Source organism: Streptococcus sp. AM28-20 (genome assembly GCF_003603595.1).
Taxonomy (GTDB): domain Bacteria; phylum Bacillota; class Bacilli; order Lactobacillales; family Streptococcaceae; genus Streptococcus; species Streptococcus ilei.
The window spans coordinates 152,384-166,540 of sequence record NZ_QTNK01000003.1; the positions used below are offsets into that span (position 1 = coordinate 152,384).

Annotated in this window: 14 protein-coding genes and 1 tRNA gene; all 15 read left to right on the forward strand. The window is 44.2% G+C overall.

What is annotated here, in order from left to right; all coding sequences use genetic code 11:
* Window positions 1-52: 52 nt before the first annotated feature.
* The 15 genes from DW738_RS08730 (at window position 53) to DW738_RS08795 (ending at window position 14,086) form a co-directional block, all read left to right on the forward strand.
* Complete coding sequence (locus DW738_RS08730; protein ID WP_023027648.1) at window positions 53-316, forward strand: type II toxin-antitoxin system RelB/DinJ family antitoxin; 264 nt, start codon at window positions 53-55, stop codon at window positions 314-316.
* Window positions 309-587, forward strand: coding sequence for a type II toxin-antitoxin system YafQ family toxin (locus DW738_RS08735; protein ID WP_023027649.1), 279 nt, complete (start codon window positions 309-311; stop codon window positions 585-587). The genes DW738_RS08730 and DW738_RS08735 overlap by 8 nt, the downstream gene beginning before the upstream one ends.
* A gap of 37 nt (window positions 588-624) precedes the next feature.
* Entirely contained in the window at window positions 625-1,302 is a 678-nt protein-coding gene (locus DW738_RS08740) for a hypothetical protein (protein ID WP_023027650.1), read from the forward strand.
* A gap of 15 nt (window positions 1,303-1,317) precedes the next feature.
* Window positions 1,318-1,467 carry a hypothetical protein gene (locus DW738_RS10335; protein ID WP_023027651.1) on the forward strand — a complete coding sequence of 50 codons (150 nt, stop codon included), beginning with the start codon at window positions 1,318-1,320 and terminating at the stop codon, window positions 1,465-1,467.
* A gap of 19 nt (window positions 1,468-1,486) precedes the next feature.
* Window positions 1,487-2,728 carry an aminopeptidase gene (locus tag DW738_RS08745; protein ID WP_123160832.1) on the forward strand — a complete coding sequence of 414 codons (1,242 nt, stop codon included), beginning with the start codon at window positions 1,487-1,489 and terminating at the stop codon, window positions 2,726-2,728.
* 640 nt (window positions 2,729-3,368) lie between these two features.
* The gene (locus DW738_RS08750; RefSeq protein ID WP_123160833.1) at window positions 3,369-6,929 is read left to right on the forward strand and encodes a family 20 glycosylhydrolase; all 3,561 of its coding nucleotides are present in this window, start codon (window positions 3,369-3,371) and stop codon (window positions 6,927-6,929) included.
* Window positions 6,930-7,074: 145 nt separating this feature from the next.
* Entirely contained in the window at window positions 7,075-7,821 is a 747-nt protein-coding gene (truA, locus tag DW738_RS08755) for a tRNA pseudouridine(38-40) synthase TruA (RefSeq protein WP_023027654.1), read from the forward strand.
* Entirely contained in the window at window positions 7,814-8,575 is a 762-nt protein-coding gene (locus DW738_RS08760) for a bifunctional hydroxymethylpyrimidine kinase/phosphomethylpyrimidine kinase (protein WP_023027655.1), read from the forward strand. Before truA ends, DW738_RS08760 begins: the two co-directional genes overlap by 8 nt.
* On the forward strand, window positions 8,565-9,035 hold the full coding sequence (locus DW738_RS08765) for an ECF transporter S component (RefSeq protein ID WP_123160834.1): 471 nt from the start codon (window positions 8,565-8,567) through the stop codon (window positions 9,033-9,035). The genes DW738_RS08760 and DW738_RS08765 overlap by 11 nt, the downstream gene beginning before the upstream one ends.
* 3 nt (window positions 9,036-9,038) lie before the next feature.
* Entirely contained in the window at window positions 9,039-9,602 is a 564-nt protein-coding gene (locus tag DW738_RS08770) for a TIGR01440 family protein (RefSeq protein ID WP_006595013.1), read from the forward strand.
* 218 nt (window positions 9,603-9,820) lie between these two features.
* Window positions 9,821-11,104 carry a trigger factor gene (tig, locus tag DW738_RS08775; protein ID WP_048717652.1) on the forward strand — a complete coding sequence of 428 codons (1,284 nt, stop codon included), beginning with the start codon at window positions 9,821-9,823 and terminating at the stop codon, window positions 11,102-11,104.
* 218 nt (window positions 11,105-11,322) lie between these two features.
* Complete coding sequence (rpoE, locus tag DW738_RS08780) at window positions 11,323-11,901, forward strand: DNA-directed RNA polymerase subunit delta (RefSeq protein WP_023022170.1); 579 nt, start codon at window positions 11,323-11,325, stop codon at window positions 11,899-11,901.
* 215 nt (window positions 11,902-12,116) lie between these two features.
* Entirely contained in the window at window positions 12,117-12,812 is a 696-nt protein-coding gene (locus DW738_RS08785; protein ID WP_023027659.1) for a phenylalanine--tRNA ligase beta subunit-related protein, read from the forward strand.
* 127 nt (window positions 12,813-12,939) lie between these two features.
* A tRNA-Leu gene (locus tag DW738_RS08790) sits at window positions 12,940-13,025 on the forward strand.
* Between the two features lie 179 nt (window positions 13,026-13,204).
* Window positions 13,205-14,086 (forward strand): class II fructose-bisphosphate aldolase, encoded by an 882-nt coding sequence (locus DW738_RS08795; RefSeq protein WP_023027660.1) that lies wholly within the window; start codon window positions 13,205-13,207, stop codon window positions 14,084-14,086.
* The last annotated feature ends 71 nt before the right edge of the window (window positions 14,087-14,157 follow it).

Sequence of the window (14,157 nt, forward strand, 5' to 3'; positions counted from 1 at the left end):
TTACATTAGCCGTCTTTTTTGTTAAAATAATAAATAGAAAGAAGGTGAGAATATGCCAAAGACGAGTATGAGCATCCGTCTGGATAGTGAGGTTAAGGAGCAGGCCCAACAGGTTTTTAATCATTTAGGAATGGATATGACAACAGCTATCAATATTTTCCTTCGTCAGGCAATTCAATATCAGGGTTTGCCTTTTGATGTTAGGCTTGATGAGAATCAAAAATTGCTCCAAGTAGTAATGGATGTAGACCAAAATCGTAATATGAGTCAGTCTTTTGAATCTGTCTCAGACTTGATGGAGGACTTGCGTGCTTAAAATTCGTTACCATAAACAGTTTAAAAAAGATTTTAAGTTGGCTATGAAGCGTGGGTTGAAGGCAGAATTATTAGAAGAAGTATTGAATTTTCTTGTTCAAGAAAAAGAACTTCCTGCTAGATATCGCGACCATCAATTGACGACGTCCAAACATTTTCAAGGGGTTCGTGAGTGTCATATCCAACCAGATTGGCTTTTGGTCTATAAGGTAGACAAGTCGGAATTGATTTTAAACTTGCTGAGGACAGGAAGTCATAGTGATTTGTTTTAATGGATTCAAGGATCCTCGCTCGCTTTGAGGTTGGCTAATGATAGAAAAGAAAAAAAGAGCAACACCCTGGAAGTCAGGGAAAGTCATTTCCATTCGCCTACGGAATGGCGTCTATGTCTTAGCGCAAATGGTACGAGAGCCCTATCTGGTGTTTTTTAACCATTTTAAGGAGGATAATAGCTGGAAGGGAGTGACCTTGAAAGAGGAGGATATTCTCTTTTGTAAAGCAGTCACTCGTCAGTTTCTACGCTCTAGTCCTGTAACGATTATCAAAGATCTTGAGCCTCTGTTAGATTATCGGCTACCCAAAGAATGGATTTACAGCCATATGGAAGGGCATCCGATTACGGTTTCGGTGAAGGGACGGGAGCGCCAACTTGCAGGTTTTGGTAGACGTTGTTCTTTGGTTCTAGCGGATAAGGATAGTGGACAACCAGAGGATAATCCTCTAATGGGACTCTTCCAAGCCTATATCCTACCAGATATCCAAGAGCAAGATTGGGAGCGGGTAGGTCAGGCTGAGCTCATGTCGATTGAAGCCTTTCCGACGCTCAATGAACGTCTCTATCTCTGCTTTCTCCATGGGAAAAATGTGAATCCAGAGCTAGATATCTCTTTAGGAAAGCCCCTGCCCAATGATTATGAAACCTATATCGATATTCTTACCAACAGCCCAGAGGCACGACTCCTCTATCTAGGTGAGGAGGATGACTAAGAAAGGAATGGAACGATGAGGGTGAAAATTTTTGCAGAAGACAAACCTGCTCAAAAAACATTTAACTATCAATTAGAGTTAGATACCGATACAATTTTAAAAGTCACTGCCTTGGTCTGCTCCACTATCGTAGTAGCAAACCTCTTGTCACTCTTAAAGGATTAATATAGAAAAGGATTGAAAAATGGTTTTACCAAATTTTAAAGAAAACTTAGAAAAATATGCTAAATTGTTAGTTGCGAACGGAGTTAATGTGCAACCTGGCCATACCTTGGCTTTGAACATCGATGTGGAGCAAAGAGAATTAGCCCACTTGATCGTGAAAGAAGCCTATGCCTTGGGTGCTCACGAAGTCATTATCCAATGGGCGGATGACTTCACTAACCGGGAAAAATTCCTCCATGCCCCGATGGATCGCTTGGACAATGTACCTGACTACAAGATTGCAGAGATGAACTACCTCTTGGACCACAAGGCGAGTCGCTTGGGTGTGCGCTCGTCTGATCCAGGTGCCTTAAATGGCGTTGATTCAGAGAAACTTTCTTCTTCTGCTAAGGCTTTGGGCATGGCCATGAAACCCATGCGTATCGCCACTCAGGCTAACAAGGTCAGCTGGACAGTTGCAGCAGCAGCAGGGGTAGAATGGGCGAAAAAAGTCTTCCCAAATGCGGCTAGCGACGAAGAAGCAGTGGATCTCCTGTGGGATCAAATCTTCAAGACTTGTCGAGTTTACGAAGAAGATCCGGTTAAGGCTTGGGAAGAGCATGCTGCTATTCTCAAGAGCAAGGCAGATACACTTAACAAAGAGCAATTCTCAGCCCTTCATTACACAGCACCTGGAACAGATTTGACCCTTGGTTTACCGAAAAACCACGTTTGGGAATCAGCCGGAGCGATCAATGCCCAAGGCGAAGGCTTCTTGCCAAATATGCCGACAGAAGAGGTCTTCACAGCTCCTGACTTCCGTCGCGCAGAAGGTTATGTCACTTCTACAAAACCGCTTAGCTACAATGGGAATATCATCGAAGGGATCAAAGTGACCTTTGAAAATGGGGAAATTGTAGATATTACAGCTGAAAAAGGTGATCAAGTCATGAAAGATTTGGTCTTCAAAAACAAGGGAGCGCGTGCCTTGGGTGAATGTGCCCTCGTACCAGACCCAAGCCCAATTTCCCAATCAGGCATTACCTTCTTTAATACCCTCTTTGATGAAAATGCCTCTAACCACTTGGCCATCGGAGCAGCCTATGTAACTAGTGTAGAAGGTGGCGCAGAGTTTACAGAAGAAGAACTCGAAGCAGCAGGACTTAACCGCTCAGACGTCCACGTCGACTTCATGATTGGCTCAAGCCAAATGGATATCGACGGCATCCGAGAAGACGGCACTCGCGTCCCAGTCTTCCGTAATGGAGATTGGGCAATATAGGGAGCAGGACAGAAATCGGTAGACGCAGTCTCGATTTCGTAGTCCTGCCCCCGCACAGTTGATTAGGAAGTACGAGTACCGTAGGTAGGAGTAGTTCCAATCAACCACTGCGCCGAGAGACAGAAATCGGTAGACGCAGTCTCGATTTCGTAGTTTTGCCCCCGCACAGTTGATTAGGAAGTACGAGTACCGTAGGTAGGAGTAGTTCCAATCAACCACTGCGCCGAGAGACAGAAATCGGTAGACGCAGTCTCGATTTCTTCCTCGCTTCTCGATTTCAAGGCTCGGGCAAAAAAGGTCCCCCGAACCTTTTTAGTCCCCCCGCCCAGTTGATTCAAAAGGGGCTTGCTCCGCAATCTCTATCCGCACCTTAAAACTGTGTTTTGAGCAATCAACCACTGCGCTAAGAGACAGAAGTCGGTAACTCAGAGCGTTTGTTTTTTGAGAATAAAAATAAAGAGTTTGGTTTTAACAGTCAAGCTCTTTTTCTTGTGTCCGCTAGTTTTAATAAAATATAGGGATAAAATTTTATAGCTTCTTCTCTTAATTAAAGAACATTTCAAAGAAGCCTTGACGAGGGCAGGCTTTCTAGATAGACTGAGAGTAAGCGTTTACACACAACAAAATTTAGGAGGTCCTGATGAAATCACATCAACCACGTTATGCTATTCGCAAGTATGCTGTAGGAGTTGCTTCGGTACTGGTTGGCTTTTTTGCCAGTGGTCAAGTTGTAGCAGCAGATACGCCGAGCGTTACAGAAAGTCCTGCAACGACTCTTCCGACGCAAGCAAGTGAAGGAGCCTTGCCTCCCTCTACTACTGAGGAAGCTACTCAGCCAGCAGTAGAAAAACCAATTGTTCCTGCTCCGATCGTCGATCAAAGTCAACCGACCCTACCTGATCGAGAATTACGCGCATCCGATCTTGATCGCTTGATTCGTGAAGAAGCAATCTCTGTCACAGAAGCTGATGTGGCAGCTCAACCGGTAACAGCAACGACTGAAACACCAGCTAAAGATCCAGAGCAAGAAGAAAAATTGGCCAAGAAAAAGGTCATCTCGATCGATGCCGGTCGCAAATACTTCTCACCTGATCAAATCAAGGAAATCATTGATGAAGCTAGTAAGACAGGCTATACCGATTTACACCTATTAGTTGGAAATGATGGTTTGCGCTTTGTTCTTGACGATATGTCCTTGCAGGTAGGAGATACGTCCTACTCTAGCCAGGCAGTGAAGGAAGCAGTCGAAAAAGGAACTAAGGCTTATTATGACGATCCAAATGGAACAGCCTTGACTCAGGCTCAAATGGATGACATTTTGGCTTATGCCAAATCCAAGAATATAGGCGTGATTCCAACAATTAACAGCCCAGGGCACATGGATGCCATTCTGACAGCTATGGAGCAATTGGGGATCGAAAACCCTCACTTCAATTACTTTGGTACGAAAAAATCAGAACGGACCGTTGATTTAGACAACCAAAAAGCCCTAGATTTCACCAAAGCTTTGGTGGACAAGTATGCAGCTTATTTCAGTGGCAAGACAGACATCTTTAACATTGGCTTGGACGAATATGCCAATGATGCAACAGATGCCCATGGTTGGCAAGTCCTTCAAGCCAGCAAGCATTGGCCAGATGAAGGCTATCCAGACAAAGGATACGAAAAATTTATCCAATATGCCAATGATCTAGCGGCTATTGTGAAAAAACACAAGATGAAGCCAATGGCCTTCAACGATGGTATCTACTACAATGGCGATACTTCCTATGGAACTTTTGATAAGGATATCATTGTATCCTACTGGACAGGTGGTTGGAATGGCTATGATGTTGCTTCATCCAAGCTTTTGTCTGAACTACGCCATCAAATTCTTAATACCAATGATGCTTGGTACTATGTCCTCGGTCGTGACAAAGCTGGATCAGGTTGGTACAATCTTGATCAAGGTCTCGAAGGAATTTCTAAATCAGCGATCGATTCCGTTCAGAAAAATGATGGGGCTAAGGTTCCCTTCATCGGTGGAATGGTAGCTGCCTGGGCAGATACGCCATCCGCAACCTACAAAAAAGACCTTCTCTTTAAGCTCATGCACGCTTTTGCGGACAAGAACGCGGACTACTTTGTAGCAGATCCTGAAGTCGTTGAAAAAGCTCTTGCAGAAGCTCCAACTGATTTGGATCACTATACACCAGAGTCTCTAGTAGCCTTTACAGAAGCTAAAAAAGCTTTGGAAGGGGTAGGAGCAGACACGACTCGAGCAGAAGCGAAAGAACTGATTGCTTCTCTCAAAGCCGCTCAAGAGGCCTTGGTTCATACAGAAAGCTATGCCAAAGAGTTGGCGGACAAGGAAGCCGCTGAAAAACTAGCTAAGAGCAAAGTGATTTCCATTGACGCAGGGCGCAAATACTTCTCACTGGATCAGTTGAAACGAATCGTGGATAAGGCCAGTGAGCTAGGGTACTCTGACTTGCACCTCCTTGTCGGAAATGATGGTATGCGCTTTGTCCTCGATGATATGACCCTGGAGGCAAATGGCAAAACCTACACTAGCGACGATGTGAAAGCTGCTATCCTTGAAGGAACCAAGGCCTATTATGACGATCCAAATGGTCAAGCCTTGACCCAAGCAGAAATGGATGAGTTGCTAGCTTATGCTACCTCAAAAGGCATTGGTTTGATCCCAGCAGTCAATAGTCCAGGCCACATGGATGCCATTTTGGTAGCGATGCAAAAACTAGGTATCGAACATCCGCAAGCGACCTTTGATACGGTTTCCAAGACAACTATGGACCTGACCAACGAAGAAGCAGTCAACTTTACTAAGGCCCTAATTGGCAAGTACATGGACTATTTTAAAGGCAAGTCTAAGATCTTTAACTACGGAACAGACGAATACGCCAATGATGCCACTAATGCTCAAGGTTGGTACTACCTCAAATGGTATGAGCTCTATGGTAAATTTGCGGACTACGCCAACAGTCTTGCTGCCATGGCCCGCGAAAAAGGCTTGCAGCCAATGGCCTTTAACGATGGCTTCTACTATGGAGACGAAGATGATGTTGCCTTTGACAAAGACGTCTTGATTTCTTACTGGTCTAAAGGATGGTGGGGCTATAACCTCGCATCACCACAGTACCTAGCGGACAAGGGCTACAAATTCCTCAATACCAACGGGGACTGGTACTATGTTTTGGGCCACAGAGGAGATCAAAGCTATCCACTCGATAAAGCTCTTCAACATTCAGAAACTGTTCCATTTGAACAATTAGCTTCAACCAAATACCCTGATGTGAAATTACCAGTGTCCGGAAGTATGTTGGGAATCTGGGCAGATGAACCGGCCAATGAATACAAGGAAGAAGAAGTCTTCCAGGTCATGGAAGCATTTGCCAACCATAACAAAGACTATTTCAAAGCTAACTATACAGCCCTTCGTGCGGCCCTTGCAAGCGTTCCAACAGATCTTTCCATCTATACAGAGGAATCTCGTTCAGCTCTTGCAAAAGTCTTGGATACATTGAACTGGACTGTTAGTCGTGCCCATCAAGAAAAGGTAGATGAGCAAGTGACAAGCCTAACGCAAGCTCTCAGCCAGTTGAAACCAATCACCCAAGTGGGAAGTCAAGCAGAAAATGATGTCAGAGCCTTGGTAGCAGACATACCAAGTTTGGAAGTTGTCGAAAAAGAACTGGATTTTGAAGTTGTCGAACGGACCAATCCAGATCTAGCCAAGGGTGAACGAAAAGTGGTTCAAGTAGGTGTCAAAGGCCAGCAGCGTGAATTTGTTGCGGTTTCTACCCTTGATGAGAGCCGCCAAGTAGTAGGAACTGAAGTTTCGAAAGAAGCTGTTGCTGAGATTGTGGAAGTGGGCACCAAGGAGGCAGAAGTGATCACTCCGACTCCAGGTTTACAGAATGGTCCAAGTCCTCAACCAGACTTACCTCAAGTTGATCAAGGAGGTCATCTTCAAGTAAGACCAATAGTCTCTGAAGTGAAGCCACTTGTGAACGCTCAGCCAGCTCCAGTCGCTTCAGAACAAAAAACAGTAGAAGAAGCTCAGCCAGCACCGGTGCAAGACCAAACACCGTCTAGTCATCAGCTTCCTCAGACTGGACAAGAATCTGTGCTAGGTTTGGCCTTGCTTGGAGCGATCTTAGGAGCGACAGGCATGAGTCTCAAAGGACGGAAAGAAGACTAATCAGCCCCCCGATTGAACTAAGTTTTTCTATTTTCCAGACATGGAAAAGGAAAGACTTGGTTCTTTTTTTGCCTCGGAAACTGTACCCGGACAGTTCTCTCTTTTCTGCCTTGTTCCGCTTGGATGAACTTGATAAAATAAAAACATGACACGATACAAAGCAACTATTTCTTACGATGGAACTCTATTTGCGGGTTTCCAACGACAACCGCATGCACGTAGTGTGCAAGAAGAAATCGAGAAGACCTTGATGCGTCTGAACCATGGACAGGCAGTGACCATCCATGGCGCGGGCCGGACGGATGCAGGCGTCCATGCCCTTGGGCAGGTCATCCATTTTGATCTCCCTCAGCCACGGGATGAGGAGAAGCTCCGCTTTGCTCTGGATACCCAGACCCCAGAGGATATTGATTTCATCCGGGTGGAGCAAGTAGCAGATGACTTTCACTCACGTTACAAGAAGCACAGCAAGACCTACGAATTCATCGTGGATTATGGCCGCCCCAAGAATCCCATGATGCGCCACTATGCAACTTCCTATCCTTACCCCTTGGATGTGGCCAAGATGCAAGAAGCCATCCAAAAATTGGAGGGGACCCACGATTTCACTGGCTTCACAGCTTCGGGAACCAGTGTGGAAGACAAGGTTCGCACGATTACAGAGGCTCGCTTGGTCGAGGACGTGGCAAATCATCGTCTTCTCTTTACCTTTTCGGGCAATGGCTTTCTCTACAAGCAAATCCGTAATATGGTGGGAACTTTGTTGAAGATCGGAAATGATCGGATGCCGATCGAGCAGATCGATCTGATTTTAGAAAAGAAGGACCGCAATCTAGCAGGTCCTACAGCAGCGCCAAATGGCTTATATTTAAAGGAGATCCGTTATGAGTAATGAATTGATTCTAGCTATTTCAGGAAATGATATTTTTAGTGGGGGAGGTCTTCACGCTGACCTGGCCACCTATACAACCAACAAACAGCATGGCTTTGTAGCAGTGACTTGTTTGACCGCTATGACCGAGCACGGTTTTGAAGTCATTCCGGTGGATCCGACGACCTTTGCTCAACAGCTCAACTCTCTCAAGGATGTTCCTTTTTCTGCTATTAAACTCGGCCTCTTGCCAAATGTCCAAGTGGCAGACTTAGCCTTGGACTATGTCAAAGCCCATGCGGAGATTCCTGTGGTACTAGACCCTGTCTTGGTCTGCAAGGAAACTCATGACGTGGAAGTGTCAGCCCTTCGAGACGAATTGATCAAGTTCTTCCCTTATGTGACCATCATCACGCCAAACTTACCAGAAGCTGAGATCTTGACTCAAAGCAAGATTCAATCGCTCGACGATATGAAGGAGGCGGCGCGCAAGCTCCATGAATTGGGAGCAGCGACTGTCGTGGTCAAAGGGGGCAACCGCCTTAACAAGGAAAAAGCCATCGATGTCTTTTATGACGGCCAAGACTTTACGGTCTTCGAAGAAGATGTTTTAGAAAAGAATAATACAGGAGCTGGTTGTACCTTTGCCTCTAGCATAGCAAGCCAGTTAGTCCAAGGGAAGGCAACCTTAGAAGCTGTCAAAGCCTCTAAAGACTTTGTCTACCAAGCCATTCAAAAATCAGATCAATATGGAGTAGTTCAATATGACCAATAAACGGACCCAAGTAATCGCGCATTTAGCCATTTTAACCGCCTTGACAGTTGTACTAGGCTATTATACCAAGTTGCCAACTCCTACCGGGATGGTGACCTTGCTGGATCTAGGCGTCTACTTTACCGCCTTTTATTTGGGGCGCAAAGAAGGAGCAGTGGTCGGTGGTCTTGGTGCCTTTCTCTTAGACCTCCTCTCTGGCTATCCTCAATGGATGTTCTTTAGTCTCTTGTTCCACGGAGCTCAAGGCTACTTTGCTGGCTTTAAAGGAAAAGCCCGTTACATCGGTCTGTTTCTAGGAACGGTTATCATGGTAAGTGGTTATGCCCTAGCTTCAGCACTCTTTTTAGGAAATACCTGGGTAGCGGCCATTGAAGAGGTTCCTCATAATCTGGTTCAAAACTTCGTTGGGATGGCTCTGGGATATGCTCTGTATCATTTCTTACCAAAGAAGGGAAATTAGAAGATGGAGTTAGAGCAATTAAAAAGAGAAACCCAGGAAATCTTGCTGGATCTATTATCCAAGGCCAATCTGCATCAGGGACAAATCCTCGTATTAGGCCTGTCCACCAGTGAAGTCGCTGGCGCAAGTATCGGGAAGAACTCAAGCCTGGAGATTGGGCAAGCCATTGTGAAAACCATCCTGGATACCCTAACTCCCAAAGGAATTTACTTAGCTGTCCAAGGATGTGAGCATCTTAACCGCGCTCTGGTGGTCGAACGTGAACTAGCAGAAAAGAAAGACTTAGAAATCGTCAATGTACTACCGAGCCTCCATGCGGGGGGTGCCGGTCAGTTGGCTGCCTTCGGTTATATGAAAGACCCTGTCGAAGTGGAATACATCACAGCCCAGGCTGGTTTGGACATCGGGGATACTTCGATTGGGATGCATGTCAAGCATGTGCAAGTACCCGTTCGCCCTGTCTTGAAAGAACTAGGTGGCGCTCATGTGACGGCTCTAGCGAGTCGACCAAAGTTGATTGGTGGGGCGCGTGCTACTTACCAGGAAGATCCGCTTCGGAAGTCCTAATAGGAAGGAAACTAGTTCAGGTAAGGACTAGTTTTTTTGTTCCGGGACAATTTTTAGGATAGGAATGAAATTTTAAATCTTTTTGTCTTCATAAACCACTATAAAATTCCTCTAAAAAGAAGCAGTTTCTACAAAACCAAGATGCCCAAAAACTTGCATTTTCGAAGTTTTATGGTAAAATTATTAGGAATGACTATATTATTTTAAGGAGAGACAGAATGTCTGTATCATTTGAAAACAAAGAAACAAACCGCGGAGTATTGACTTTCACTATCAGTCAAGACCAAATTAAACCAGCTTTAGACCGCGTGTTTGAGTCTGTTAAGAAAAACTTGAACGTACCAGGATTCCGTAAAGGTCACCTTCCACGTCCGATCTTCAACCAACGTTTTGGTGAAGAATCACTTTATCAAGATGCTTTGAACGATCTTCTTCCAGCAGCTTATGAAGCAGCAGTAAAAGAAGCAGGTCTTGAAGTGGTTGCTCAACCAACTTTTGACGTTGTATCAATGGAAAAAGGTCAAGATTGGACATTGACAGCTAATGTTGTTACAAAACCAGAAGTAAAATTGGGTGCTTACAAAGACCTTGAAGTATCTGTAGAAGTTTCTAAAGAAGTAACAGATGAAGATGTAGATGCACGTATCGAACGCGAACGCAACAACTTGGCTGAATTGGTAATCAAAGAAGGACCAGCAGCTGAAGGTGATACAGTTGTGATCGACTTTGTAGGTTCTGTTGACGGTGTTGAGTTTGACGGAGGAAAAGGAGATAACTTCTCACTTGGACTTGGTTCAGGTCAATTCATCCCAGGTTTCGAAGACCAATTGGTTGGACACTCAGCTGGTGAGACAGTTGATGTCATCGTAACTTTCCCAGAAAACTACCAAGCAACTGACCTTGCAGGTAAAGAAGCAAAATTCGTGACAACGATCCACGAAGTAAAAGCAAAAGAAGTACCAGCTCTTGACGATGAATTGGCAAAAGACATCGATGAAGAAGTTGAAACTCTTGCTGAATTGAAAGAAAAATACCGCAAAGAGTTGGCTGAAGCAAAAGAAGAAGCTTACAAAGATGCAGTTGAGTCAGCAGCGATTGACCTTGCAGTAGAAAATGCAGAAATCGTTGACCTTCCAGAAGAAATGATCCACGAAGAAGTACACCGTGCTGTCAATGAATTCCTAGGAAACATGCAACGTCAAGGAATCTCTCCAGACATGTACTTCCAAATCACTGGTACAACTCAAGAAGATCTTCACAAACAATATGAAGCAGATGCAGCAGCACGTACTAAGACAAACCTTGTCGTAGAAGCGGTTGCTAAAGCAGAAGGCTTCGAAGCAACTGACGAAGAAGTAACTGCAGAAATCGAACAATTGGCAGCAGACTACAACATGCCAGTTGAACAAGTTCGTAGCTTGCTTTCACCAGAAATGTTGAAACACGACATTGCTGTGAAGAAAGCTGTTGAAGTGATCACAAGCACTGCAAAAGTAAAATAAAAAAGACGATTTTCCATCTTGATGGAAACAAGTCATAAGAAGAAAAGCTGAGGCCATGTGTCCCAGCTTTTCTCTTCTTATTGGCACGGAATTTTCCTTTGACGAAAGGGGAAAATTATCGTACAATAGAGTGTAACGATAAATGATGTATTCTAGGGGTATCCTCTTTTTTAATGAAAAAGAGTGTTGCCTTGAGATAAAAATGAAGGAGATCTACCTTGGAATTAGAAGTATTTGCTGGACAAGAAAAAAGTGAACTTTCAATGATTGAAGTAGCCCGTGCGATCTTAGAATCACGTGGCCGTGATCATGAAATGTATTTCAATGACCTGGTCAATGAAATTCAAAACTACCTCGAAAAATCAAACAGTGAAATTCGTGAAGCTCTTCCATTGTTCTATACAGAATTAAATGTGGACGGAAGCTTTATCCCACTAGGAGACAACAAATGGGGACTTCGCTCATGGTATGCGATCGATGAGGTAGATGAAGAAATCATCGCTCTTGAAGAAACAGATGAAGACGAAGAGCCTAAGAAACGTAAGAAAAAACGCGTCAATGCCTTTATGGATGGAGACGAAGACGCGATTGATTACAATGCGGATGATCCAGAAGACGAAGATGTCTATGAAGCAGATCCAGCGCTTACTTACGATGATGAAAACCCAGAAGATGAGAAGGATGAAGTGGAAGCATATGACGCTGAAATTAATGAAATCTCACCAGATGAGTTGGATGTGGAAGTTGAGTTAACTGACGAAGAAGACGAAGAAGAGTCTTACGAAGAAGAAGAATAATCCAAAAAAGAGGCTGGGACAAAAGTCCTAGCCTCTTTATTTTCTTTGGATTGTCGAGCAGGACGCAGTGGTTGAGTGGGCTCTACTACACTGATTTCATCGGCTTTTACAGCCCTACTCAACTATCCCACTCTCTTTTCTTTACTTGAAGGATGGTTCAAGGAGGAGTATAATGAGGGTGTAAGCCTAACCTAGCACAGAAGGAGGAAGGAAATATGGACTGGATACTGAATCAAAGTTTGGTGGATTTAGGGATTGAGACGGTAGTGATTGGAGTAGCAAAACAGGTGAATCCACAAGCTCCCTTATCTGAAGAATTTTTAGCTAAAAAGAAGGAAATGGAAGATTGGGCTTTAAATTGCGACCTCAGCTCGGTGAAAGAGGAGCCGGTTGTACAAGGCTACCTTGACTTATTGAAGGATGTGGGGCGTAGTGTTAAGAAGAACCCACCGACTATTCTTGCTTTGATTAAGAATATTCAAAGTCGTGGCTTCCTTCCTACGATTAATAGTGTGATTGATATCTATAATGTCGAATGCCTCAGTTCCTTTTTAGCCATCGGAGGGCATGATTTAGATAAGATCCAGGGGCCAATCGAATTTACGATTAGCCAAAGAGAGGATAGCTTTTTGCCCATCTTATCAACCGAAAAGCATGTTAGTGAAAGCGATCCGGTCTACCGAGATCAACAAGGTATTATGGCCTGGCTAGATGTGAGAGATGGTGAACGCTACAAGATGGAGGAGACTACCCGTAATGTCCTCTTTATCATACAGGGGAATCGAGCGACCTCTGTAGAGATGCGCTTGGAAGCACTCGATCAGATCAGAGAAGATTTGCTCTCATGCATGCCTGATTTAGAATTTGAAAAGTTTCTGGTTACGCCCAGTGAGACAATTCCAGTCCCTTAAAGGAGTCCTTCATCAAGGAGGATTTGTCAGCATCTAAACAGGAGAGAAAAGTGTAGACTTTGAAAAAAGTTTGAAAAAAATCTTGACAAGAAAGTAGAAGATTGATATACTAGTAAGGTACTCAATCGCGGGGATGGCGGAATTGGCAGACGCGCAGGACTAAGGATCCTGTGACCGCTTTAGGTCGTGAGGGTTCAAGTCCCTCTCTCCGCATCGGATTATCGAGATAGCTTCGGCTATCTTTTTTTCTTGTTCATTTAGCAGAAAGACAGCTTGAAAAGAGAAGAAAACGCTTTAAAGGTTCAGGAAAAGCTAGCATTTTCAATGAAAAAGTGATAAAATAAACAATGTAAGTGGTTTAACCACAAAAAATTAGAGGAGGCCTACTACTAATGGCAATCGTTTCAGCAGAAAAATTTGTCCAAGCAGCTCGTGACAATGGTTACGCAGTTGGTGGATTTAACACAAACAACCTTGAGTGGACTCAAGCTATCTTGCGTGCAGCAGAAGCTAAAAAAGCTCCAGTTTTGATCCAAACTTCTATGGGTGCTGCTAAATACATGGGTGGTTACAAAGTAGCTCGCAACATGATCGCTAACCTTGTTGAAGCAATGGGTATCACTGTACCAGTTGCAATCCACTTGGACCATGGTCACTACGAAGATGCTCTTGAGTGTATCGAAGTTGGTTACACTTCAATCATGTTCGACGGATCACACCTTCCAGTTGAAGAAAACCTTAAATTGGCAAAAGAAGTTGTAGAAAAAGCTCACGCTAAAGGTATCTCAGTTGAGGCTGAAGTTGGTACAATCGGTGGTGAAGAAGATGGTATCGTTGGTAAAGGTGAATTGGCACCAATCGAAGATGCTAAAGCAATGGTTGCTACAGGAATTGACTTCTTGGCAGCAGGTATTGGTAACATCCACGGTCCATACCCAGCAAACTGGGAAGGTCTTGACCTTGACCACTTGAAGAAATTGACAGAAGCTCTTCCAGGATTCCCAATCGTATTGCACGGTGGTTCAGGTATCCCTGATGACCAAATCCAAGAAGCTATCAAACTTGGTGTTGCGAAAGTTAACGTAAACACTGAGTGCCAAATCGCATTCGCTAACGCAACTCGTCAATTCGTACGTGAATACGATGCAAACGAAGCAGAATACGACAAGAAGAAACTCTTCGACCCACGTAAATTCTTGAAACCAGGATTCGAAGCAATCACAGCTTCAGTTGAAGAACGTATCGACGTATTCGGTTCAGAAAACAAAGCTTAATTTCGCTTGAAACGATATTAACCAGAGGCTTATCCGTGAGGATAAGCCTTTTTGATTTCTCTTTTTTGGAA

Excerpts from the sequence above, each read along its gene's own strand:
- DW738_RS08795 (WP_023027660.1), top strand. The coding sequence starts at position 13,205 with ATGGCAATCGTTTCAGCAGAAAAATTTGTCCAAGCAGCTCGTGACAAT.
- DW738_RS08760 (WP_023027655.1), top strand. The coding sequence starts at position 7,814 with ATGAGTAATGAATTGATTCTAGCTATTTCAGGAAATGATATTTTTAGT.
- DW738_RS08730 (WP_023027648.1), top strand. The coding sequence starts at position 53 with ATGCCAAAGACGAGTATGAGCATCCGTCTGGATAGTGAGGTTAAGGAG.
- DW738_RS08765 (WP_123160834.1), top strand. The coding sequence starts at position 8,565 with ATGACCAATAAACGGACCCAAGTAATCGCGCATTTAGCCATTTTAACC.
- DW738_RS08770 (WP_006595013.1), top strand. The coding sequence starts at position 9,039 with ATGGAGTTAGAGCAATTAAAAAGAGAAACCCAGGAAATCTTGCTGGAT.
- DW738_RS10335 (WP_023027651.1), top strand. The coding sequence starts at position 1,318 with ATGAGGGTGAAAATTTTTGCAGAAGACAAACCTGCTCAAAAAACATTT.
- tig (WP_048717652.1), top strand. The coding sequence starts at position 9,821 with ATGTCTGTATCATTTGAAAACAAAGAAACAAACCGCGGAGTATTGACT.
- DW738_RS08750 (WP_123160833.1), top strand. The coding sequence starts at position 3,369 with ATGAAATCACATCAACCACGTTATGCTATTCGCAAGTATGCTGTAGGA.
- truA (WP_023027654.1), top strand. The coding sequence starts at position 7,075 with ATGACACGATACAAAGCAACTATTTCTTACGATGGAACTCTATTTGCG.
- DW738_RS08785 (WP_023027659.1), top strand. The coding sequence starts at position 12,117 with ATGGACTGGATACTGAATCAAAGTTTGGTGGATTTAGGGATTGAGACG.
- DW738_RS08745 (WP_123160832.1), top strand. The coding sequence starts at position 1,487 with ATGGTTTTACCAAATTTTAAAGAAAACTTAGAAAAATATGCTAAATTG.
- DW738_RS08740 (WP_023027650.1), top strand. The coding sequence starts at position 625 with ATGATAGAAAAGAAAAAAAGAGCAACACCCTGGAAGTCAGGGAAAGTC.